The following is a 23988-nucleotide window of genomic DNA, read 5'->3' on the forward strand; positions in this document are numbered from 1 at the left end:
AAAATTATTTGCGATGGCTAATCCGTGGATTCAAAATACCATATAGCAAATCAACAAAAAGATTAACTAAAATAATGATGGTGGCGATAATTAGCACAGCACCTTGCACCACAGGATAATCACGCGCACGAATCGCTTCAATAACCCACTTTCCAATACCTGGCCATGCAAAAATCGTTTCAGTTAAAATCGCCCCTGACAGTAGCTGCCCGACGATTAGCCCAACAACAGTAACAACAGGAATTAACGCATTGCGCAAAGCGTGTACAATAATGACACGCATTTTTGATAATCCTTTTGCTCGTGCAGTACGAATATAATCTTCTCCGAGCACTTCCAACATAGATGAACGCGTCATCCGCGAAATTACCGCCAGTGGAATGGTACCAAGTACAATAGACGGCAGCACTAAATGGGAAAGTGCGGATGCAAAAGCACCTGATTCGCCTGATAACCAACTGTCCACCAACATAAAACCTGTCACATCATCTATCCAATATTCTGCCCCAATTCGCCCTGAAACTGGCGTTAAATCCAATTGTACAGACATCACCAGCATTAATAATAAGCCCCACCAAAAAATAGGCATAGAATAGCCCGTTAACGATACGGCCATGACGCTGTGATCAAATACCGAGCCACGTTTTACCGCAGCCAAAATCCCGATGGGAATACCGAGTAACACGGCGAATAAAATCGCACAGGTCGCCAATTCAATCGTTGCTGGAAAAAGGCTTAAAAATTCGTCAATAACAGGTTGGCTATTTTTAAATGAAACCCCTAAATCCCCGTGTAATAGGTCGGTTAAATAATTCAAATATTGTTGATATAACGGTAAGTCTAACCCCATCTGATGCAACATTTGCGCATGCATTTCAGGTGATAACCCACGTTCACCCATGCGAATTTCCACAGGATCACCTGGGATAAAATGAATCAACGCAAATGTAAATAATGTTATTCCAATAAAAGTAGGAATAATCATCAAAATACGTTTTAAAATAAATTGCAACATAGCTCGTTTTTCTCGAAATTTGTCATTGGTTAAAATAAAAATTAATGACAATGAAGAGGAAGAACCGCACTTTTACCATAAAAGTGCGGTTAAATTCAAATATTATTCTAATTCTACATAATAAAAGTTATGTAAGCCAAATGGATCGATCACATAATTTTTCACATTGCTGCGTAATGGCAAGAATGTTTTTGAGTGAGCGATGGTAATCCATGGGGCTTGCTCTTTGAAGATTTCTTGCGCTTGTTCGTAGAGCTTAGTCCGCTCTGCTTGGTCTGTCACCTGCACTGCTTTAGTGACTAACTCATTAAACGGCTGATAGCAGAATTTTGCATAGTTTGAACCTTGCTCTGCAGAAGCACAGCTTAATAATGTACCAAAGAAGTTATCAGGATCGCCATTATCTCCCGTCCAACCCATCAAGCCGGTTGGATCTTCTCCTTTTTTCATACGTTGGAGGTATTCACCCCACTCAAAACTGACAATTTTTGCTTTCACGCCAACGGCTGCCCAGTCAGCTTGAATAAGCTCAGCCATACGACGCGCATTCGGATTATATGGACGTGATACAGGCATTGCCCAAATTTCTGTATCAAAGCCTTTCTCAAAGCCCGCTTCTTTTAACAATGCCTTGGCTTTTTCCACATCATATGGATAATCTTTGATATTGTCGTTATAACTCCACATTGTTGGTGGAATTGGATTTTTCGCTTTATCTGCCGCGCCTAAAAATACAGCGTCAATAATCGCATCTTTATTGACCGCATAATTCAAGGCTTGACGCACTTTCACATTATCAAATGGGGCTTTTTGGGTATTGAATGACAAATACCCAATATTCAAGCCTGCCTCTTCCATCACGTTGATATTGCTTTCTTTTTTCATTTGCTCAATATCTGCAGGATTTGGATAAGGCATAATTTGACACTCGCCTTTTTGCAATTTGGCGTAGCGTACTGACGCATCTGGTGTAATCGCAAATACTAAGCGATCAATTTTAGAACGCCCTTTCCAATAGTCATCAAATGCTTTATAACGAATGGTCGCATCTTTTTTATAGCTAACAAACTCAAACGGCCCTGTGCCAATCGGATTATTATCAACTTTTTCAGGCGTACCTGCTTTCAGCATAGCATCTGCATATTCTTTTGACAAAATCGACGCAAAATCCATGCCTAAATTCGCCAAAAATGGGGCGTTAGGCTGTTTTAGGTGGAAACGTACCGTGTAATCATCGACTTTTTCAATATGGTCTAAAATATTTTGCATATCCATACCAACAAAATATTCATAGCCTAAATTAGACACATTATGGTATGGGTGTTTTTCGTTCATTTGACGCTCAAAAGAAAACACAACATCATCTGCATTCATATCGCGGCTTGGTTTGAAGTCTTTATTTGATTGGAATTTCACACCTTTGCGTAAATGGAACGTATATACTAAACCATCATCACTGATTTCCCAGCTTTCTGCCAGTGACGGTTGTACTTCTGTTGTACCGCGTTTAAATTCCGTCAAACGATTAAATATCGCCTGTCCGCTAGCATCAATGGATGCACCATCAGTCACTAATTGCGGGTTAAAAGAAGAAGGAGAGGCTTCCGAACAATAAACGAGTGTTTTATTCTCCGCATGGGCATTCATCGCCATTGCAAATGCAATCGCGGTTAAAGATAATGTGGTTAGTTTCTTCATTAATGCACTCCATATTTCAATCAAAAGAATCAAAGTTAGTCAATAAGCGTCAGGACTCCGCCCTCGCTTGCTTTCATTGATAACATTAATTTACTAATTTAACAATATACAAACAAAAGTAATTGTTAAAAATTGAAGGTTCGTCAAATTTTTTGCCTCCAAAACAGCGTTTTTATTAAAAACATACCGCACTTTTCATATAAAAACAACAAAGGAGGTCAAATAATCAAACAATAGCCAACCTTTATTTGGTTAATTTTTTGTTATATTTCAAAAAAAATGGCAGGGAAATCCTGCCATGATTAAAGTGCGGTCAATTAGTCCGCTAGGCGTGTACCATAAAGATAGGTATAGCCAAATGGGCTTTGTTTATAGTCACGCACGCGTAAACTCAACGGTGTTGACGTGATTGAGTGTGCAATTGGAATCCACGGTGCTTGCTCTTTTACAATCACTTGAGCTTGTTCATAGAGTTTTGCGCGTTTATCTTGTTCAAAAATCTTCGTTGCTTGCTCTAAGAGCTGATCGAACGGTTTATCACACCAGCGTGCGTAATTACTATAGCCTACGCTGGCGCAACTTAACAATGGTGTAAAGAAGTTATCAGGATCACCATTATCGCCTGACCAGCCATAAATACCCGCAGTCAATAACCCTTCTTTTGAGCGTTTAACATAATCGCCCCACTCATAACTGACCAGTTTAACCTTCACGCCAATTTTCGCCCAGTCGTTTTGCAAAATTTCTGCTAAGCGGCGTGGATTCGGGTTAGAGGCACGCACCACTGGTTGCACCCATAACTCACTTTCAAAGCCATCAGGATAGCCCGCTTCAGCGAGTAATTGTTTTGCCTTTTCGAGATCAAATGGATAATCTTTGATCTCATCATTATAGCTCCACACCGTCGGTGGCAGTGGGTTTTTCGCAGGCTTACCCGCACCTTGATAGACCACTTTAATGATCGATTCTTTATCAGTTGCATAATTTAATGCTTGGCGCACTTTTTGATTATCAAATGGTGCTTTTTCCACATTCATTGCTATATATGCAACATTCATGCCCTCTTTTTCGAGCATCTGGATTTTAGGATCACGCTTCATTTTTTCTAAATCCGCACTGTTCGGGAAATCCATCATATCGCATCGCCCTGTTTGCAATTTCGCATAACGTGCCGTGGCATCAGGCGTGATGCTGAAAATTAAACGTTTGATCGGAGCAACTTCACGCCAGTATGCTTCATTTGCGGCATAACGAATTGCTTGATCCAATTTGTATCCTTCAAAGACAAATGGACCGGTTCCGATTGGCTCACGATCAATCGTTTCAGGTTTACCTGCCTCCAGCATTTTGTCAGCGTACTCTTTGGAATAGATTGAGGCAAAATCCATCGCAATGGTGGATAAAAACGGAGAAAACGGATATTGCAGGGTAAATTTCACCGTATAATCATCGATTTTCTCAATGGATTTCAATAATTGCCCCATTTTCATGGCGTTAAAGTACGGATATGTCCCTTTAGAGACATTATGGTACGGATTATCTTCTTTCCATTGACGATTGAATGAGAACAACACATCATCAGCGTTAAAATCACGACTTGGTTTGAACACTTTATTTGAGTGGAACTTCACCCCTTTTCTGAGATGAAATGTGTATTCCAGCCCATCATCACTAATATCCCAACTTTCTGCCAACGCGGGCTCAAGATCTGTTGTACCTCGCACGAAACCTATCAAACGATCATAAACTTGCTGTGAACTGGCATTATACGAAATGCCATCCATTTCTAACGCAGGGCTAAAACCACCTGGCGCACGGCTGGTGCAGTTTATAAATGTATCTTTATCTAACGCCTGCGCACCTGTGCTAACAGCCACTAAAAGTGCGGTCAAAGAAAGAGTTGCTCTAAGTTTCATTATTCCTCCTTGGAATTCAGCAATGTGAATACATAGATTGTGTGAAACAAGATAACGTTAATCACGGCTATGTGAAAATACCGAATTGATATTGATTATAACTAAATGTTCTAACAATGTAATACAGCTTACCTTATTACGCAATAGCCGATGATTTCATCTTTTATTGATTCATATTTGCGCCATCGTCCCGTCTAAGACGTGAAATAATCCCTAATTGCACCACACTTAGCCCCGCCACAGTAAAAAATGTCGCTTGGAATGCGCCCAGCACCGCACTTTGCCCATAAAATGCAAGATAACCATTCAATACCACCGCCGCAAATGCAATGCCAAGACTTAATCCCACTTGTTGCGTAACACTTAAAAAGGTTGAGCCTTCGCTATTTTGGGCATCCGAAAATTCACTGATGGTTAATGTATTGGTGGCAGTAAATAAGGTTGACATCGCTATGCCATATAGCACTAATGGTATTACTATCCAATCTAGCGCAATGTGAGTATGCACTAATGCAAATAAAATCAGGCTCACCGCAAGTAATAGGGTAGCAAGCATCAGCACCATTCGATAGCCTAAACGCACTAATAATGGGCGCATTAATGGCTTAGATAAAATCGAACTCACAGCAATCGGCACCAGCAACCAGCCTGCCATCTGTGCAGAATAACCAAGGGCAACTTGCAGCATCAACGGCAGCAAAAACGGCACGCCTGAGCCGCACAATCGCAACATCATATTCACCTGTGTGCCGATAGCAAACGTGCGGTACCGAAATAACGAAAAGCCCAACAATGGCTTTTCTATCCGCATGGCATAAACATAATACACCATAAATAATATTAAACCGCTCCCTAGCACCACCACTGCCCAAAAAATGTCATAAGCATGTGAGGCTAGCATATCTAATCCAAACGTGATACCAACCAGTGCACTACCAAACAAAACGAATCCGCGCCAATCAAGACGTGCGACCACACTTTGCATATTCGGCATAAATCGCCCACTCAACCACAAGCCAAGCACGCCAATAGGAATATTAATGAGAAAAATCCAGTGCCATGTTGCATAGGTAACCAGCCACCCACCTAGCACAGGCCCCATAATCGGACCGATTAACCCCGCCATAACCATCATATTCCACACGCCCAATACATCACTGCGTGGCACGGATTTGATGATAGACAAGCGTGCTGTGGGCATTAATAATGCACCGCCTAAGCCTTGTAACACACGAGAGACAACCAGTATATTCAAATTCTGAGCCATCGCACAGCACACTGAGCCTAACATAAATAGCATAATGGCTAAACGAAACATTTTTAATGTGCCAAAACGATCCGCCAGCCAGCCACTCAACGGAATAAATAACGCCACGGTCAAGGCATAACTGATTACCGCCAGTTGCATTTGCAGCGGCGATTGCTGTAAATCTTGCGCAATGGCTGGCAACGCAGTGTTTAAAATTGTTGCATCAAGGGTTTGCATAAAAAGTGCGGTTGAAGCAACCCACGCTAAGCCACGATAATTTCGCTGCATAGGCTACCTCTGCGTTTTCGCCTGCCACCACGCCACGATGAAATCGGCAATGCCCTCAATGTCATTAAGGTCAAGCCAAAGGGCATTTTGCGTCGTCTCCCACACGCCATCACTGGCAATCGCTACCACATGTGCATCTTGTTCAGGAGGCGTTTTGTCTAAGGTGCGACGATGTACCATAATTTTATCAATAGGCTCATGCTTAAAGCCCTCCACCAAAATTAAATCGGATAACGTGCGGTCAAATTGTGCGGCTAATTGTGGAAGTGTAACGGGCTGCGCCGTTTCGGTCATGATCGCCCAGCGTTGATCGCACGTAACAGCCACTTGTTTAGCACCTGCTTGGGTCATACGAAAGCTATCTTTGCCAGGTTTGTCCGTTTGAATATGATGATGCGTGTGCTTGATCACGCTCACCCGTAGCTGCCGAGCCGCCAGTGCGGGTAAAAGTTTTTCTAACAGTGTGGTTTTACCGCTACCACTATAGCCACTAATACCTAACATCGGCAGGGCGGGTTGTGAAAACAGCAAAGTGCGGTCAAGTTCAGACAACTGTTCAGGGTAATTAATATTAGCAAAACTGCTCGCTTTATCCGAAAAATCAACCACCGTATAAGGATGACGCTGCATAAAATCACGCACTTTTCGCCCACCACCGAATAGATAATCTTGTAAATATGGAATTAACGTGCGACGCATTAATACAAAGGTAGGATGCTCACGTTCACCATCACTTACATAGGCAATATCAGCATGTTTTTGCTGTAATTGCGCATACAGTCGCATGCAGAGATCATCGGGTAAAAACGGTGCATCACAAGGCACAAATAACACATATTCAGATTGCGTGTGTAACAAGCCCGTCAGCATACCACTGAGTGGTCCAAGGAAGCCGTCCAGTTCGTCTTTTACCACAGGCAAACCACTTTGGGCATAGCGATCAAAATGGCGATTTGCATTAACCATCACCGACCGCACTTGCCCTTTTAGGCGTGCATACACCCATGAAAACAGCGGCTTTTGCTGCAATAATTGCAAACCTTTGTCTTCGCCTTGCATTCGTCTTGACAGACCGCCACAGAGAATTACAGCATCAATTGGGTCCATTTTTATCAATCTCTCTTTAGAAATGGTTCATACAATGGTATCATTCCCCCCATTGTTCACCAAATGATTATTCTAAGGCAATTTATGAAATGTCATCGCTTAAACGAAGTATTGGAATTGCTACAACCTTATTGGTCGCAAGATCCTGATTTACACCTAACACAAATCTTGCAAAAAATTGCCAATGAGGCTGGTTTTGATAAACCCGTTGCTGAGCTAACCGATGAAGTGATTATTTATCACCTCAAAATGGCAGGCACCGATAAGCATGAACCAATCCCAGGCATTAAAAAAGATTACGAAGACGATTTCAAAACCGCACTTTTAAAAGCACGTGGTATTCTTAATAATGATTGATCAAAATAATAAGGAAATTAAACGATGAAAAAATGGATCTTAATGGCATTCGCGTTTGTGTTTTCTCTCCCAAGTTTTGCGGCTGATTTCACGCCAGAGCAAGGAAAACAGTATGAAACTGTCAATCTCACGCGTAGTCCAAATAAGCAAGTGATTGAATTTTTCTCATTTTATTGCCCACACTGTGCGGCATTTCAGTTGGATTATCATATTCCGCAAAAAGTGCAAGCAGGCTTGCCTAGTGATGCACAATTTATCAAATACCACGTTAAATTTTTAGGTCGTCAATCAGAAAATTTAAGCCGTGCATGGGCATTTGCAAACGTATCAAATACGGCTGATAAAGTGGAAGACCCACTTTTTAAAGCAACCCAAGCAGGAAAAATCAACTCTATGGACGACATTCGTCAAGTATTTATTGACGCAGGCGTGAGTGCGGAAAGTTTTGATAGCGGCATTAACAGTTTTGCCGTTAATGGTTGGCTAAATCAACAAACTCAAACCTTTGAACAATACAAAGAAAATATTGAAGGCGTGCCCGCATTTTTTGTCAACGGCAACCACAAATTGCGTGTTGAAGGCTTTAAATTTGATTTAAGTGATGCACAAGGCATTAACCAATTTGCAGACCATTATGCACAAAGTGTGCTGTATTTGTTAAATCACTAACCGCACTTTAACGTTTCGAACCCACTACTTGGTGGGTTTCTTTTTGCCCTTGAAATTCTGATTTTAAGCCTCATATGTTATTGCGTTATGTTTTTAATAGAAGGATAAACTATGAGTCAAAATCAAGAAACACGTGGATTTCAATCAGAAGTCAAACAGTTACTGCAATTGATGATCCACTCGCTTTATTCCAACAAAGAAATCTTTTTGCGTGAACTTATCTCCAATGCCTCAGATGCTGCGGATAAACTGCGTTTTAAAGCATTAAGTGCACCTGAACTGTATGAAGGCGATGGTGAACTTCGGGTGCGGATCAGTGCGGATAAAGACAAAGGTACCCTGACGATCAGCGATAATGGTATCGGTATGAATCGTGAGCAGATAATTGATAATCTCGGCACCATTGCCAAATCAGGCACCAAAGCCTTTTTAAGTGAATTAGGTGCGGATCAAGCCAAAGATTCCAACCTAATTGGTCAATTTGGGGTTGGCTTTTATTCTGCGTTTATTGTGGCTGACAAAGTCAGTGTAAAAAGCCGTATGGCTGGTGAAAGTGCGGTTCAAGGTGTGCTGTGGGAGTCCAACGGCGAAGGGGAATATAGCGTAGCAGATATTGAAAAAACTGAACGCGGTACAGAAATTACCCTGCATTTGCGTGAAGATGAAAAAGAATTCTTAGACGCTTGGCGGTTGCGTGAAATTATCGGGAAATACTCTGATCACATTGACTTACCAGTAGAGTTATTAGTGCCAGAATTTGACGATGAAGGCAAAGAAACAGGCGTAAAATGGGAAAAAGTGAATAAAGCTCAAGCCCTTTGGACACGCAACAAAGCGGATATTTCAGAGGAAGAATACAAAGAATTTTATAAACATTTATCGCACGACTTCAATGATCCTCTCCGTTGGGCACACAATCGTGTAGAAGGCAAACAAGAATACACCAGCCTGTTGTATCTGCCAGAAAAAGCCCCTTGGGATCTATTTAATCGTGAATACAAGCATGGCTTAAAATTGTATGTGCAACGCGTATTTATTATGGACGATGCAGAACAATTTATGCCAAATTATCTGCGGTTTATCAAAGGGTTAGTTGATTCAAATGACTTACCACTGAATGTTTCTCGTGAAATTTTGCAAGATAACAAAGTTACTCAAGCCTTACGAAAAGCCCTCACTAAACGTGCCTTAGGTATGATTGAAAAACTCAGCCAAGACGCAGAAAAATACAGCGGATTTTGGAAAGAATTTGGTCTTGTTCTAAAAGAAGGGGTAGCAGAAGATTTTGCGAATAAAGAAACTATCGCAAAATTATTACGCTTTGCTAGCACTCAGACTGACTCCAGCGAACAGAATGTTTCCCTTGATGACTACATCGCACGCATGAAAGAAGGGCAAAAAGCCATTTACTATCTCACTGCCGACAGCTATATTGCCGCGAAAAACAGCCCGCACTTAGAACTCTTTAATAAAAAAGGGATCGAGGTGTTGTTGTTATCTGATCGGATCGATGAGTTTATGTTAGGCTATTTGACCGAATTTGATGGCAAACCACTGCAATCCATCACAAAATCCGATTTAGATCTTGGGGATTTAGCCGATAAAGCAGAAGAAGCTGAACAAAAAGCGAAAGATGAAGAATTTGCCTCTTTCATTGAACGCGTGAAAAGCTATTTAGGTGATCGTGTCAAAGATGTGCGCCTAACCCATCGCTTAAGCGACAGTCCTGCACTTGTCTCAACGGATAACGATCAAATGACCACACAAATGGCAAAACTGTTTGCTGCAGCAGGTCAAACCGTACCCGATGTGAAATACACCTTTGAGTTGAATCCTGAGCATAGCTTAGTCAAACGCACAGCAGATATGAGTGATGAAACCGAATTTGCCGAGTGGATTGAATTATTGCTTGATCAGGCTCTACTTTCAGAGCGTGGCGCACTCGAAAATCCAGCGGCATTTATTAAACGAATGAACAAATTACTCGCTTAGTTTGCAAAACACAAAGTGCGGTCATTTGACCGCACTTTTTTATACCCCAATTTAAAGTTTTAACTGTTGCACCACTTTTTTCGCCTTTGCCAAAAACGCTTTACGCTCTTTCGCTGGCAGACCTGCATTATTTCCTGGTAATTTCACCGTCATAGGATTAACAGGACGATCATTGATATGAAACTCATAATGTAAGTGCGGTCCAGTGGAACGCCCCGTGTTTCCTGAGAGCGCAATGCGTTGCCCACGCTTAATTTGCTGCCCTGGTTTCACTAAGGTACGGCTTAAATGCATATAGACTGTTTTATAATTTCGCCCGTGTTGTAACACCAAATAACGCCCAGCGCCGCGTGCTTGATATGCCACTTTTACCACTTGACCATCCGCTGGGGCAATTATCGGCGTACCTATTGGCACCGAGAAATCCACACCTTTATGTGGCGACACACGTTTTGTAATCGGGTGGCGGCGATAAGGATTAAATGGCGATGAAATCCGCGGTTGACGCGTTAATGGATAACGTGCAAAGCCACGCCCAAGTGTTTCCCCATTCACATTAAAATACGCCCCATTCGCTGCTTGAATGGCATAATAACTTTTACCATTGTGCAACACGTGAATGGCATCAACCTTGCCTTGCCCTGTTAATTTATCCCCTAAATACTCGCGAGTCATCAAAATGGCAAACTTATCCCCTTTGTGCAATTCCCGCATTTTGACCTGCCACTGAAGTGCATTAGATAACAGTTTGATTTGGCGTAATGATAGCCCTTTACGATTAAGACTACTCGAAAAGCTGCCTGAAATTTCGCCTTTGATGACTTCCGTTTTCCACACGCTTTTCTTTTCTAAAATTTGCCGTTTAAACGTGCCATCACTTTGCCGCTGGAAAATTTGCTCTTGCCTATCTGACACCAGCCAGTTGATGTAATCAACCTGATCATTTTTATCTAAAATCCAATAAAACTGTTGCCCTGCTTTTAACTTTTTAAGCTCAGGATATTGTTTAATCAAGGCATTGGCCACATCAGGGGATTGGCCTGATTGTTCTAAAATATCCTGTAAGGTTTCTCCTCCAACTACCGTTTCGCTAAACTGATTATTGATCCGCCATGCTTGGTCTGCGGCATCAATTAACGTATCAATCGCATTTTGTGCCTCTTCTGGCAAGAAATCGGTATCCTCTGTTGAGGTTTGCGAACCTGGCTCAACCTCATCATCTTTATCCTCACTCAAGCCATCGTCTAAATCTTCTGCCTCTTGCGCTTGGCCTGCTGTTTGCGCCTGCTCGCTGACCGCACTTTCTTCATTATGCTGCGCTAACGCATCCGCTGGAGAAGACTCCTCTGATTGCGACTGGACATTTTCAGGATGATTTTGCACGGTTTTCGGCACAAGATCATCTGTTGCAACATATTCTGTTGGCTGATGGGGGTTAACCGCACTTTCATTATGAGGAAAAAGAGAGGGATAGAGAAAATAAAGTGCCACAGCCCATAGTAAAACAAACAACGCCACAAAAGCAATTTTGCGGTTACGTTGTCGGCGTTTACGATCTCGGGCTAAAATAACGTTTTTCACTGCATATTCTCTTAAAAATTCACCGCTATTTTACGGTAAAGTCGTGCCAGTGCCTAATCAAAGATAGAGTTATGACAGCAAATAAATGCGAAAAGTTCGTCAAATCGACACAATTGTTGATTTATCACCCAATAGTGGCGAAAGAATAAACACACATATTGTCTGTGGTCTAAAAATCCGCTATTCTTCACTTTTTATAAAAAGGCAAAGTGCGGTGACAATACAACCCTCCCCTTTAATTGAGCTTGATGATATTACGGTGAATGTTGGTGAAAAAACCATTTTAAGCCACATTAATCTCACTCTTTTTCCCAATACGGTCACCACGATTGTAGGCCCCAATGGTGGTGGCAAATCCACGTTATTGAAAGTGTTGCTTAAACTTATGTCACCAAGCTCTGGGCAGGTAAAACATGCCGTGGGGTTACGCATTGGTTATGTGCCTCAAAAAATTCATTTAGATCCAACATTGCCTATCACTGTGAAAAAATTTCTCTCGCTTAATCGCTTTTGTCATAAAAATGCACGGGATGAGATTTTAACTGAACTGAAAATTACCCACCTGAAACATCAAAGTATGCATAAGCTCTCTGGTGGCGAAATGCAACGTGTGCTGCTTGCTCGCGCGTTGCTAAATCGTCCAACGTTATTGGTGTTAGACGAACCCGTACAAGGTGTGGATATTACAGGGCAAGCCGAGCTGTATCAGCTCATTAATCAAAGTAAATCAAAATTTAATTGCGCAGTGTTAATGGTATCGCACGATTTACATATTGTGATGGCAAATACCGATCATGTGCTTTGTATTAATCAGCATTTATGCTGTGCAGGCACGCCACAAGCGGTCTCAGAACACCCGCAGTTTATTCACTATTTTGGTGATCAATTTACACAAACCTTTGCGCTTTATACGCATCATCACAACCACAAACACAATCTTCACGGCGATGTTTGCTGTGCGCATAATCAGCCAGCCAACACCGATGTGATATGCCAACATAAGGACTAATGCAATGTTTGATATTTTATTTCCCGCATGGTTATGTGGCATGGTACTTTCTACCATTACTGCCCCATTAGGATCTTTTGTGGTATGGCGCAAAATGTCTTATTTTGGCGATACACTTTCCCATGCCTCACTATTAGGTGTGGCATTGGGGTTATTTTTCTCGCTTAATCCTTATGTTGCTGTGGTTATTATGGTATTACTTATTGCTATTGCGCTGGTTTGGCTTGAAAATCATACTACATTTTCGCTTGATACCATTCTGGGTACTATTGCACACAGTGCACTTTCTCTCGGGGTGGTTGCGATTGCTTTAATGCATAATGTGCGCGTGGACTTAATGTCTTACCTTTTTGGGGATATTCTCTCGGTCGATTACGCTGATCTCATTTGGGTTGGCTCAGGTGCATTGGTGGTGCTTAGCGTGCTATGCTGGCAATGGAAAGCATTCCTCTCCAGCACTATCAGCCCAGAGTTAGCCCAAGTGGAAGGCATAAATGTCAAACGTGCCCGCTTATTCATTGTGCTAATAACCGCACTGACTATCGCACTAAGTATGAAATTTGTTGGCGCATTAATTATCACTTCATTGTTGATCATTCCTGCCGCCACGGCACGGCGCTTTGCCCAAACCCCCGAGCAAATGGCGTTCATTGCCTTTGTCATTAGTATGCTTGATATAACCTTAGGACTTATGCTCTCTGCCTTTTACGACACGCCCGCAGGTCCATCTATTGTGATCGGGGCTGCAACGCTGTTTGCACTGTCACTCTTCAAACGCCAAGCGTAACCGCACTTTATTTTACTTTGCGTATAAAAAAAGCCTGCAATTTGCAGGCTTTTTGTCTGTTAACTCAGTGCTTTTTCTGCTCACTGAGATACTGTGCATAATCTGCGGCAATATGTTCTGCTTCTGTGGCGTAGAAATCAGGTGCCTCATAGTCTTTAGGCAAATCATCTAGTGATTTTAGCGGCTTTTTACCTTCAGCTTTAAAGCGCGCATTAAGTGCCGCCAAACGACGTGCATCATCTTGATCATTTTCTTCCTTACGTTCTTTTAAATTTAACGAGAGGAATTTACGCTCTGCACGCGCTTTTTGGATCGCCAACTCTTTATTCAACTCAATAAATTCACGCTCTTGTGCCATCCGCTTTTCATGTCGAGGAATAAGGTACTCAACCGCACTTTTATCACTTGGCAATGCCGTATAATTTGCTGCTGGAATTTTATCCCAAGGTAGTGCGTTATCTTCACTGCTTTCCCCATTTTCTTGGGTATCAATCCGCTCAGGGAATGTAATTTCAGGTTCAACGCCTTTAATTTGCGTACTGCCGCCGTTAATACGATAAAATTTCTGGATAGTGTATTGAATAAATCCAAGCGGTAACTCATTCACGTCATACACAAAATTAAGTGGCCGGCTTTGCTGTACCGTGCCTTTACCGAACGTTTTTTGCCCCAAAATCAACGCTCGATGATAATCCTGCATGGCAGCCGCAAAAATTTCACTCGCAGAGGCACTATAACGGTTAATCATCACCACCAACGGGCCGCCATACACTTGGGTACTATCAGGATCTTGATGAATACGAATACGATTATAGGCATCACGCACCTGTACAATTGGACCATCTGAGATAAAGAGCCCACTCATACCCACTGCTTCAGTCAGTGCGCCACCACCATTATTACGCAGATCTATGACCAATGCCGCAATTTTCTTTTTCTCTGCATCGAGTAACAATTTACGCACATCGTCAGTCAAACCGATATAAAAACTTTTAATTTTGATGACACCAATATTTTTGCCATCAATTTTATTAATTTCCAGTTTTGCTGCATTATCTTCTATGCGAATTTTATCGCGGACAAGGGTGACAATTTTGGTACGACCACCTTTCGCAGGCTGAATTTCCAACCGCACTTTTGTGCCTTTTTTGCCCTTAATTTTATCGACCACATCATCAAGACGCCAGCCAATCACATCTTCAATTTCGCCTTTGGCTTGCCCTACACCGAGAATCTTATCGCCCGGGGCAATCTTTTTACTCTTCTCAGCAGGCGCACCTGGCACCAGTGAACGAATGACCGTTTCATCATCTTCTGATTGCAAGGTCGCACCAATGCCTTCAAGGGATAAATTCATATCCTCCGTAAAACTTTTTGCACTGCGTGGCGAAAGATAACTCGTATGCGGGTCAATTTCACGGGCAAACGCATTCAAAAAGAGTTGTGAAATATCATCTGCTTTGGTTTGTGTTAAACGCTTAATCGCTAAGTTATAGCGTTTAGTCAGGCGTTTTTTTATCTCTGACCATTTTTTATTTTTCAGTCGCTCAGAAATGACGTCATTTTTAAAGCGTTGCAACCATAATTTATCAAGTTCCGCTTCATCTTTCGGCCATGTTGTCATTTTAGAACGATCAATCTCAATTTGATCACTGCCATTCAAGTCAGGTTCTTTATCCAGTAGCGACAACATATATTTATAACGCTCATAACGACGCTGTGCCATTAATTGATACGCATGTCGTGCTAAGGTTAGGTCACCATTATAGAGCCCTTGCGTCAGTTGCTCATCTGCCTGTTGGCGTAACTTATCCACATCGCTTTGTAAAAACGTATTATGGCTAAAATCCAAGAAATTTAGATAACGGGTAAAAATTTTCTCTGCAAACGCATCATCTAATGTAAATTTGCGATAGTGTGATTGCGTAAGGCGAGCCGTTACACGCTTAGCTGCAATCGACTGGCTTTCACCCATTTCAGGCATTTTAATTTGCTCATACTTGATCGACGGCTTAAGCGCAACACTTGCCTGAGAAAAAGCAAAAAAAGAAACTAACAATAGGGCACTTAACCCATGTAGTTTTTTCAATTTCATTACGACTACCTTGTCATGACTTTTCAAACGTTTTATAACAAAACACCGCACTTTATGATAATTCAAGTGCGATGTTAATGTGTAAAATTAAGCACGATATAAATGCGCAAATGGCACGTTTAATGTAATGCCGCCATTTAACTGCACTTTGGCGGAATCTTTCATTACATCTAACACCACCGCTGCATTAATTTTCTCTGCTACTTTCACTTTTACTGCATCGCCTTTTTGCAACGCGTTTGCATCCACTGCACTGAGGTTGACCTGCGTTTTTGCTGGCTTACGCATAACCTGAGGGCGTGCTTTTTTCACCGGTTTGACCGCACTTTTACCTTTTCGTTCATCTTTTTTGTTGGCGTTTTGTTTCGCGCGTCGCTCTGCAAGCCGTGCTTTGGCTTGTTTTAGCTCAGCTTGGGCGTGATCAATATGTTCTTGCTCAAGCTCACCTGCATCATTGCCATCTAAATCCACACGCACCGCACCGACTTTACAGCCATAGAGATAACGCCAGCTAGAAGTGTAATGACGCAGTGCATGGCGAATTTGGGTTTTGCTTACCGTTTCATCTCCCTCAAGGGCGGCAGCGAGATCTTGAAAAATCCCAATTTTGAGTGGACGCGCTTCCCCTTCTAGCGTAAAGCAACGTGGAAATTTTTCATTAAGATACGCCAACACGGCTTTTTGATTAGCAAATTTAGAATGGGTTTCCGCTTCACCTTGTGGCTTAGCATTTGCTTGTGCATTTTGAATTTCGTCAGACATTACGGCTTCCTGTGCAATGGTCGAAAATAAATTTTTTCATGAATAAAAGGACAAATATAGTGCAATAGTCTAGCCTAAATTAGGCTTGAATGACAATATAAAGTGGCGTTTTCCCGCATAAACCGCACTTTTATATTCAACATAGTCATTAAAACAAGTTTATATTATACTACAGCCCAACTATATTAAGGGAGATAAAGCCATTAGCGCACGATTTTACCGAACCGAAAATGACCACCTATTGCGTTGCGAAGAGTGCAATCTGTTGGTGGATATTCCCCGCTTACACGGCAAACAAAGTGCGGATTGCCCTCGTTGCGGTCATTTGCTGCGTTCTGGTAGCCGCTGGAGTTTAAATCGCTGTGCCATTATTGCGCTCTCTATTCTGATTTTAATGCCGTTTGCATTTACCTTTCCCTTATTGAGCATTGACTTACTCGGCGTACCTATTCACGCATCAGTGTGGGGAGGGGCATGGAATATTGCTGTCAACGGAGATATTTACACGGGGTTTATGGTGCTATTGTGTGCCATTATTATGCCGCTCTGCTTCGCCACGTTAGTGCTGTTTTTATGGCTTGCTAAGCGTTTTGCCCACCGCCCTCGTAATTTGCTATTAATGTTGGGCTATATCAAACCGTGGGTTATGCTTGATGTGTATCTTGTCAGCCTAGGTGTGGCAGCGTTTAAAGTGCGTGAATATGCCGATTTGCATATTGATATTTATTTTACTGCGTTTGTGTTCACCGCACTTTTGACAACATTGTTATTTATCAAGCTAAACCCGCTTGCGTTATGGCATGAATTCTACCCGCACTTTCACTATCCAGACAATAAAAGTGCGGTTCGTGATACGATTCGCCAATGTCATTGCTGTGAATTTGCATTTGAAGCACATTTAGGGGTTAAAGACACTCGGGGGCGTTTGTATTGCCCTCGCTGCGAATCGCTACTGGATATTAATGAGAAAATAAAACTACAACGCACATGGGCGGCTTTAATTGCTGGGATTATTATGCTTATTCCTGCCAATTTACTGCCTATTTCCTTTATTTATCTCAATGGCGTTGCCAGTGGCGATACGCTGATATCAGGCGTATGGTCATTTTTGCAATCAGGTAGCTATTTTGTTGCCTTTGTCGTTTTCACCGCCAGTATTTTTGTGCCATTTAGTAAAGTCTTTGCCTTAATTTATCTCTTGATCAGTGCTCATCAGCGCAATGCTAGCCATATTCATTTTAAAATGAAAGTATTGCATTTTGTGCATTTCGTTGGACGTTGGTCTATGCTAGATTTATTTGTATTATCATTAATGATGTCGTTGGTTGCCCGTGGACAAATCATTAACTTTTCAGTAGGACCTGCTGCCTTTTATTTTGGGGCAGCGGTATTTCTAACAATGATTGCCGCCGAACAATTTGATAGCCGAATTTTGTGGAAAATATATGACAGACAACAACCTTAACCCTAAACATGCTGATATGCAGCAACAAGACAAACCGCACAATGCAACGATTCGTCGTTTGCGTAGCATTTCACCATTTTGGTTGCTTCCGATTGTCGCCCTCTTGATTGGTATTGCACTTTTTGCTCGCATTCTTGATGAGCGTGGTGAAAGTATTACCATTTATTTCACCAACGGCGCAGGTATCACGGCAAATAAGACTCCTATTCGCTATCAAGGTTTGCAAATTGGTCTGGTCAAAAAAGTGCGGTTCACTGATGACTTAAAACAAATTGAAGTAACCGCAAATATTGACACAGAGGCCAAAACCATTTTGCGTGAAAATACCAAATTTTGGCTGGTGCAACCGAGTGCTTCCCTTGCGGGTGTGTCTGGTTTGGACGCATTGGTCTCTGGTAATTACATTACCCTCTCACCTGGTGATGGCGAAAGTGCCGACGAGTTTGTTGCAGAATCAGAAGGCCCCATGGCACAACTTGATCAAGGCGATATTTTAATTCATCTCCTTGCTGATAGTTTAGGCTCAATTTCATCAGGTGCGTCCGTTTATTACCGAAAAATCCCTGTCGGTACTATTGCTGATTACCGTTTTTTGCAAGACAAGCAAAAAGTGGAAATTGATGTTGTCATTCAAAAACCCTATGTCCATTTAGTAAAAGAAAATTCTCGTTTTTGGAACAGCTCTGGCATTCAAGCAGATGTTAGTCTCTCAGGCATTAATTTGAATATGGATAGCCTCACTTCGATGATGATGGGCGGAATCTCATTTGATTCTCCTCAAGATTCAACATCCGTCGAAACAGGGGCTACCTTTACGCTTTACGCCGATCAAAAAGCGGCACAGCGTGGCATTATTGTGAATGTGCAAATCCCTAATATTCCCGGGCTTAAAGCCAATACAACACCTGTGTATTATCAAAACTTTAAAGTCGGATCTTTATTAACACTGGATAGCAATACGAGCGACAAGCCAAGCCACTATGTCGCGGGGCAATTATTGCTTAATCAAAATATGAAATCACTACTCAAAAGCTCCACTAAAATTGTGCTTAATGAAAACTCGCTCAGTTCTGACAGTTTTAGTAGCCTAGATAAACTCCTCTCTGGTCCGTCATTTACCCTGATACAAGGTGAAGGAGGCGATGAGCAAGACAGCTTCAAGGTGCTCACCCAATCTGAGCTACTATTAAGTCTGCCTAATACGCTCGTTCTCAATTTAAAATCGGCGGAAACATACAACATTAATGTAGGGCAAGGCGTTTATTACAACGGCATTCGCATTGGCGAAATTGCCAAACGTGATGTGTCTGTCGAAGGGGTTGAATTTCAGCTTGCAATCGCTGAAGAATATCGCCATTTAATTCATGCTAACAGCAAATTTGTTGCGGCCTCTAACCTTGATGTTAAAATTGGTGTTGATGGCATTGAATTCAATGCTGCCTCGCCTGAAAAATGGCTACAAGGTGGCATTCGGATTGTGGCGATGCCCGAGGGTAAAGGACAAGGAGATCCGCTTAAAACGTATCCGCTCTATAAAGATATAACGGATGCCAATGCGGGTATTGATAGCGGCAATTTAAAGCCAACAATCACACTCAAAGCACAACAATTATCAGGCATTGATAAAGGTTCTGTGGTACTTTATAAACAATTTCCCGTCGGGCATATATTGCAAGTTCGTCCAACGCAAAGTGCATTTGATGTTGATGTCTTTATTAACACTCCTTACCGCACTTTACTGACTAAACGCAGTAAGTTTTGGATCAATAGTGCAGCAAAAGTGGATCTTTCCCCTAATGGCGTGAGCGTACAAGCCAGCCCTATTATGCGAACCTTAAAAGGGGCTATTAGCTTTGATAATATCGGCTCTGCCACACAATCCAATACATTATTTAATAACGAAACGGCCGCACAATCGGCAGGCAATGAACTCATTTTTCACGCCCAAGATGCCAAAAATCTCAGTGTAGGTATGCCTGTGCGCTATAAAGGGTTAACCATCGGTGAATTGAGTGCCTTAACATTAGACAGTAAAAATAACCGCATTCAAGCACGGGCATTAATTCAAGGACAATATTATGCCCTTATCAGCAAAAAAGGGAGCAGCTTTAATGTGGTATCCCCTGAAATTTCCGCAGGGGCTATCGAAAATATCGACAGCCTCCTACAACCTTATATTGATGTACAAATAGGGCAAGGGGCTAGCACCAAAACCTTTGCACTTCAGCAAAAACAAAGTATTGCAACCAAATTTACCACAGGCTTGCCGTTGATTTTAGAAACCACCAGTGCATTCAACCTGTCAGAAGGCTCTCCAGTGCAATACCGTGGCGTTGAAGTGGGCATTGTGAAAAAAATGCGCCTTAGCCAACTGGGTGATCGCGTATTGGTCGATGTTATTATTGGCAATCAATATAAACATCTCGTGCGTAATAATTCCCAATTTTGGATTTCATCAGGGTATAGTTTTGATGTCGGCTTAAAAGGTTTTGCATTTGAAACAGGCAGTATGCAACAATTCTTAAAAGGCGGTATTACATTCGGCACTCCATCAGGGCAGATTGTGCAACCAATGGCAAAACCAAATCAGCGTTTTTTGTTGCAACAACAATTACCTGATAACGCCAAATACTGGAATCAAGGTGCCGCCCAATAATACTTTCTCTAAAGTGCGGTCAACCGCACTTTAGGCTTGCGTTACCAATTTCACCAAAATTTGTACCGATGTCTGCATGCCTTGTAAGCTCATGATTTCGTTTACCGTGCCAAAATTAAAGCCTCCAATGGATAAACTCGGGCAGGCAATATCGAATCTTGACAAATACGCCCCGATTGGCGTGGTATACATACAATGGGGAGCAAACGCCACACCCACCTGAGAGACCGCACTTTTTACCAACTCTATCGCTAAAGGTGCTTGCTGCACACATGCTGCCATATTGTCAATCTCATGTGAAAAAGTAGCGATGACATTCAGACCCGCCGAACGTGTATGCTCAACAGCACGGTGAACCGCACTTTTAATTGTATTCAATGCCGTTTTATCCTGTGCAGAGAGCCGATAACGCATTTTCACTTGCTGCGTATTGCCTTGCAGTTCAAGTAAGGTTAAGCCATGTGGGATGTGGGTAGAAAAATGGTGTTGTAATACACAACCGTATTCCAACACATTGCCGTCATCATTACCTGTGAGCTGTAGTGCAAGATTTTGTGTATTCATATTCTCCACTGCAAGCCGCCCAATGCCTTCGGCTTGCACACTATAAAGCACATCACAGTAAAATTGATTAAAAAACGTTGCAGAAAGTTGTGCGGCATTATCAGGGACAAACGCAACACGAAGATGACAATGACGCTCGGTTTGCGTCTGTAAATGAGCAAGTGCGGTCATTACGAGAGCAATGGCAGCTTTGCTTTCCGCCCCTAAGCCGTGTTTACCATCCCCGATGATTAACGTATGCTCGTGTAATTGATGCAAAAAGGGAAACTGCACGGGGCTTATATAGCGTTTTCCATCACCCAATGCAATATCGCCCCCACGATAGCACGGGATAATTTCAGGCGTTACCCCTTTTGTGCTCAACTCAGATGATGTCGCCAAATTCACCAGCCACCCCATCGTTGGCTTATTCTCACCCGTTGCAGGTAAAACCGCACTTAGTACACCGTCGTCATTCAGGGTTATTTCCGCCATGCCCAGTGAATGCAGCTCGGCTTCCAAAGAGACGGCAAGCGCACGTTGTCCCGCATTGCTCGGGGATGTTTGGCGACGGCTTTTCGTCTGGCAATCAAATGTTAAATAACGAAAAAAACGCGTTAATAATGGATCGTTCACAGTAGTCCTCAATGATCAATTCTTATTTATTATAAAATGCGGTGCAAACAGCCATTATGATTTATGACAAAGTTTGTGCAACTCATACAAAAATCTTACCAAGAGCTTGCGCTTACGCACAATTTAGACAATCAATGCTTGAGTTTATATAGTGGCAGCGGTATGTTATAATTCTATTTTATTTACACAAGAGAACGCATATGAACATTATCTTACTTGGTGCACCGGGTGCAGGCAAAGGCACTCAAGCTCAATTCATTATGAATGAATACCACATTCCCCAAATTTCTACTGGCGATATGCTACGTGCCGCAATTAAAGCCGGTAGCGATCTTGGCAAGCAAGCGAAAGTGTTAATGGATGCCGGCAAATTGGTGCCTGATGATCTCATTATTGCTTTAGTCAAAGAGCGAGTGGCGCAAGATGATGCTAAAAATGGCTTTTTGCTTGACGGCTTTCCACGCACGATCCCGCAAGCTGACGCATTAAAAGAAGCCAATATTAAAATTGATTATGTTTTAGAGTTTGATGTCGCTGACGAGGTTATTGTGGAACGCATGAGTGGGCGACGCGTACATCAACCTTCTGGGCGTGTGTATCATGTGATATATAATCCGCCTAAAGTTGAGGGAAAAGATGATATAACAGGTGAAGAATTGATTATCCGCGCCGACGACAAACCAGAAACCGTGCTTGATCGCCTAAAAATCTATCACAATACTACCAAACCGCTGGTGGAGTACTATCAGCAAGAAGCGCACGATGGTAATACCCAATACTTCCGCCTTGATGGCACACAACGGGTGGAAGATGTGAGCAACGAACTCAAAAAAATTCTTGGCAAATAACAAAGTGCGGTCAAGAATCTAGCAAAAAGCCCAGTTGTAACTATTTTTCCAAACGGTTACAACTGGGCTTTTATCATAATGGTTACCGTATCGCCCTTTACGCTGATAACTCCCTTTGCCTTTTTTCTCTTTCTTGACTCTCACACGAAAGAGTTTGTCGGTCACTAATGCTTTAAGTGCATTGTCAGTGATGACACCACGTTGATGCTCGTATACATCGTTTTGTTTCTTTCTACTCATCATTATCTCCTTGGTTAAATTGCTCTCATTATACGCATTTTAGCCTTTTACACAAATTGGCGCGCTGTTACAACATTCATGTTTTCTTGAAATTTACTCAACTGCTCTTCATTTCCATACAAAATGGTAATCATAGATGCTATTACTTTCTGTTTACTTGCCAAAGGACTGTCAATCATCTTGCTCCCAACACCCTCAAACGCTCATCCATAGGTGAAAATGATTTTTCAGCTGCTGGCGTGAGGATATGACCAAACGGCATTTGTGCGATGAGCTTCCACTACGCGGGAATGTCAAACTCGTGCGCCACTTCGCTATCAATCAGAGGATTGTAATGCTGAAGATTGGCGCCGATGCCAAGTGCGGTCAGCTCAAGCCATAGGACGTATTGGTGCATGGCTGAGGTGTGTTGCGACCAATTCGGCATCCCGTCGGCGTATAAAGCAAAGGCTTTCTGCACTGCCTCAATCGCCGCTTGATCTTCATAAAAAAGCACGGTGCCAGCCGCCGCGCACAAGCTGTCCATGCGTTGTTTAATGCGTGCAAAGTCTGCCGTTGGGGCAAGCTGCATGAGTTGCGCTTGAGTGATATCCCACAGTTTGTGATGATGCTCATCAAACAAGATAACAAGGCGTGTGGTCTGCGAATTAAATGCAGACGGCGTATTAAGCAAGGTGCGCTTGGCAACATCAATCACCGTTTGCGGCGAAACTGATAAGGCTTTACCCAAAGCGTAGATAGAACGGCGCTCGCTGATAATCTGCTGTAAGTGTGCTGAATGGTTTGTCATCATTTTATCCTTATTTATCTGATTGATCATCATTGACTTGAATGAGAGAGCATTTTCCCACCCCACGTTACCCACGCCACGTCCAGTGCGATCAACACGGCACCTAATAGCAGGCTTTCAGGTGGTGCTTCCCCTTGTAGCAACACGGCAACTGGCACGCCGACAACCGTGTCTACTCATCAGATAAGCCAACGGTATCAAATATTAATATTTGGAATTAAGAATTGGATAATCCTTATAAACAGAATGGCTCATATATGCAGTAAAAAAAATAATGAAAAATAT

At 42.4% G+C, this 23988-nt stretch carries 20 protein-coding genes; 8 read left to right on the plus strand and 12 right to left on the minus strand.

Annotation, left to right across the window (positions count from 1 at the left end):
• Nucleotides 1-4: 4 nt before the first annotated feature.
• From HPC40_RS02285 to mobA, 5 genes are all read right to left on the minus strand, one after another.
• Nucleotides 5-1015 carry an ABC transporter permease subunit gene (locus HPC40_RS02285; RefSeq protein ID WP_208117859.1) on the minus strand — a complete coding sequence of 337 codons (1011 nt, stop codon included), beginning with the start codon at nt 1013-1015 and terminating at the stop codon, nt 5-7.
• A gap of 102 nt (nt 1016-1117) precedes the next feature.
• Nucleotides 1118-2713: an ABC transporter substrate-binding protein gene (locus HPC40_RS02290; protein WP_208117860.1), complete on the minus strand. Its 1596-nt coding sequence runs from the start codon at nt 2711-2713 to the stop codon at nt 1118-1120.
• A 317-nt stretch (nt 2714-3030) separates the two neighbouring features.
• Nucleotides 3031-4629, minus strand: a complete 1599-nt coding sequence (locus HPC40_RS02295) for an ABC transporter substrate-binding protein (protein ID WP_208117861.1) — start codon at nt 4627-4629, stop codon at nt 3031-3033.
• 163 nt (nt 4630-4792) lie between these two features.
• Nucleotides 4793-6166: a DHA2 family efflux MFS transporter permease subunit gene (locus HPC40_RS02300; protein WP_208117862.1), complete on the minus strand. Its 1374-nt coding sequence runs from the start codon at nt 6164-6166 to the stop codon at nt 4793-4795.
• A 3-nt stretch (nt 6167-6169) separates the two neighbouring features.
• Nucleotides 6170-7273 (minus strand): molybdenum cofactor guanylyltransferase MobA, encoded by a 1104-nt coding sequence (mobA, locus tag HPC40_RS02305; protein ID WP_208117863.1) that lies wholly within the window; start codon nt 7271-7273, stop codon nt 6170-6172.
• 84 nt (nt 7274-7357) lie between these two features.
• Here mobA and HPC40_RS02310 point away from each other — a divergent pair, with 84 nt between their 5' ends.
• From HPC40_RS02310 to htpG, 3 genes are all read left to right on the plus strand, one after another.
• Nucleotides 7358-7630, plus strand: coding sequence for a YihD family protein (locus HPC40_RS02310; RefSeq protein WP_208117864.1), 273 nt, complete (start codon nt 7358-7360; stop codon nt 7628-7630).
• Between the two features lie 24 nt (nt 7631-7654).
• Nucleotides 7655-8299, plus strand: a complete 645-nt coding sequence (locus HPC40_RS02315) for a DsbA family protein (RefSeq protein ID WP_208117865.1) — start codon at nt 7655-7657, stop codon at nt 8297-8299.
• Between the two features lie 111 nt (nt 8300-8410).
• A complete protein-coding gene (gene htpG, locus HPC40_RS02320; RefSeq protein ID WP_208117866.1) occupies nt 8411-10291 on the plus strand; it encodes a molecular chaperone HtpG in 1881 nt (626 codons plus the stop codon).
• A gap of 51 nt (nt 10292-10342) precedes the next feature.
• Here the strand turns inward: htpG and mepM are convergent, their stop codons facing one another.
• Nucleotides 10343-11872, minus strand: coding sequence for a murein DD-endopeptidase MepM (mepM, locus tag HPC40_RS02325; RefSeq protein WP_208117867.1), 1530 nt, complete (start codon nt 11870-11872; stop codon nt 10343-10345).
• 214 nt (nt 11873-12086) lie between these two features.
• On the opposite strand from mepM, the gene znuC reads away from it, so the two are divergent.
• Nucleotides 12087-12881, plus strand: coding sequence for a zinc ABC transporter ATP-binding protein ZnuC (znuC, locus tag HPC40_RS02330; protein ID WP_328805293.1), 795 nt, complete (start codon nt 12087-12089; stop codon nt 12879-12881).
• Between the two features lie 4 nt (nt 12882-12885).
• Nucleotides 12886-13668 (plus strand): zinc ABC transporter permease subunit ZnuB, encoded by a 783-nt coding sequence (znuB, locus tag HPC40_RS02335; protein ID WP_208117869.1) that lies wholly within the window; start codon nt 12886-12888, stop codon nt 13666-13668.
• Between the two features lie 64 nt (nt 13669-13732).
• Here znuB and prc read toward each other — a convergent pair whose 3' ends face one another.
• On the minus strand, nt 13733-15763 hold the full coding sequence (gene prc / locus HPC40_RS02340; RefSeq protein WP_208117870.1) for a carboxy terminal-processing peptidase: 2031 nt from the start codon (nt 15761-15763) through the stop codon (nt 13733-13735).
• An 87-nt stretch (nt 15764-15850) separates the two neighbouring features.
• Entirely contained in the window at nt 15851-16525 is a 675-nt protein-coding gene (gene proQ, locus HPC40_RS02345; RefSeq protein ID WP_208117871.1) for an RNA chaperone ProQ, read from the minus strand.
• A 202-nt stretch (nt 16526-16727) separates the two neighbouring features.
• Here proQ and HPC40_RS02350 point away from each other — a divergent pair, with 202 nt between their 5' ends.
• Nucleotides 16728-17990: a paraquat-inducible protein A gene (locus tag HPC40_RS02350; protein ID WP_208117893.1), complete on the plus strand. Its 1263-nt coding sequence runs from the start codon at nt 16728-16730 to the stop codon at nt 17988-17990.
• Nucleotides 17971-20646: a PqiB family protein gene (locus HPC40_RS02355; RefSeq protein ID WP_208117872.1), complete on the plus strand. Its 2676-nt coding sequence runs from the start codon at nt 17971-17973 to the stop codon at nt 20644-20646. The genes HPC40_RS02350 and HPC40_RS02355 overlap by 20 nt, the downstream gene beginning before the upstream one ends.
• Before the next feature lie 30 nt (nt 20647-20676).
• Here the strand turns inward: HPC40_RS02355 and HPC40_RS02360 are convergent, their stop codons facing one another.
• Complete coding sequence (locus HPC40_RS02360; protein WP_208117873.1) at nt 20677-21825, minus strand: zinc-binding metallopeptidase family protein; 1149 nt, start codon at nt 21823-21825, stop codon at nt 20677-20679.
• 200 nt (nt 21826-22025) lie between these two features.
• On the opposite strand from HPC40_RS02360, the gene adk reads away from it, so the two are divergent.
• Nucleotides 22026-22673, plus strand: coding sequence for an adenylate kinase (adk, locus tag HPC40_RS02365; RefSeq protein ID WP_208117874.1), 648 nt, complete (start codon nt 22026-22028; stop codon nt 22671-22673).
• 18 nt (nt 22674-22691) lie between these two features.
• Here adk and HPC40_RS02370 read toward each other — a convergent pair whose 3' ends face one another.
• The 3 genes from HPC40_RS02370 to HPC40_RS09440 all read right to left on the minus strand — a co-directional run bounded on the left by HPC40_RS02370 (nt 22692) and on the right by HPC40_RS09440 (nt 23861).
• On the minus strand, nt 22692-22916 hold the full coding sequence (locus tag HPC40_RS02370; protein ID WP_328805294.1) for a ribosome alternative rescue factor ArfA: 225 nt from the start codon (nt 22914-22916) through the stop codon (nt 22692-22694).
• A 277-nt stretch (nt 22917-23193) separates the two neighbouring features.
• A complete protein-coding gene (locus HPC40_RS02375; protein WP_208117876.1) occupies nt 23194-23703 on the minus strand; it encodes a nitroreductase family protein in 510 nt (169 codons plus the stop codon).
• Between the two features lie 29 nt (nt 23704-23732).
• Nucleotides 23733-23861, minus strand: a complete 129-nt coding sequence (locus HPC40_RS09440; RefSeq protein ID WP_268932798.1) for a hypothetical protein — start codon at nt 23859-23861, stop codon at nt 23733-23735.
• Nucleotides 23862-23988: the final 127 nt, after the last annotated feature.

Source organism: Spirabiliibacterium falconis (genome assembly GCF_014885015.1).
Taxonomy (GTDB): Bacteria; Pseudomonadota; Gammaproteobacteria; order Enterobacterales; family Pasteurellaceae; genus Spirabiliibacterium; species Spirabiliibacterium falconis.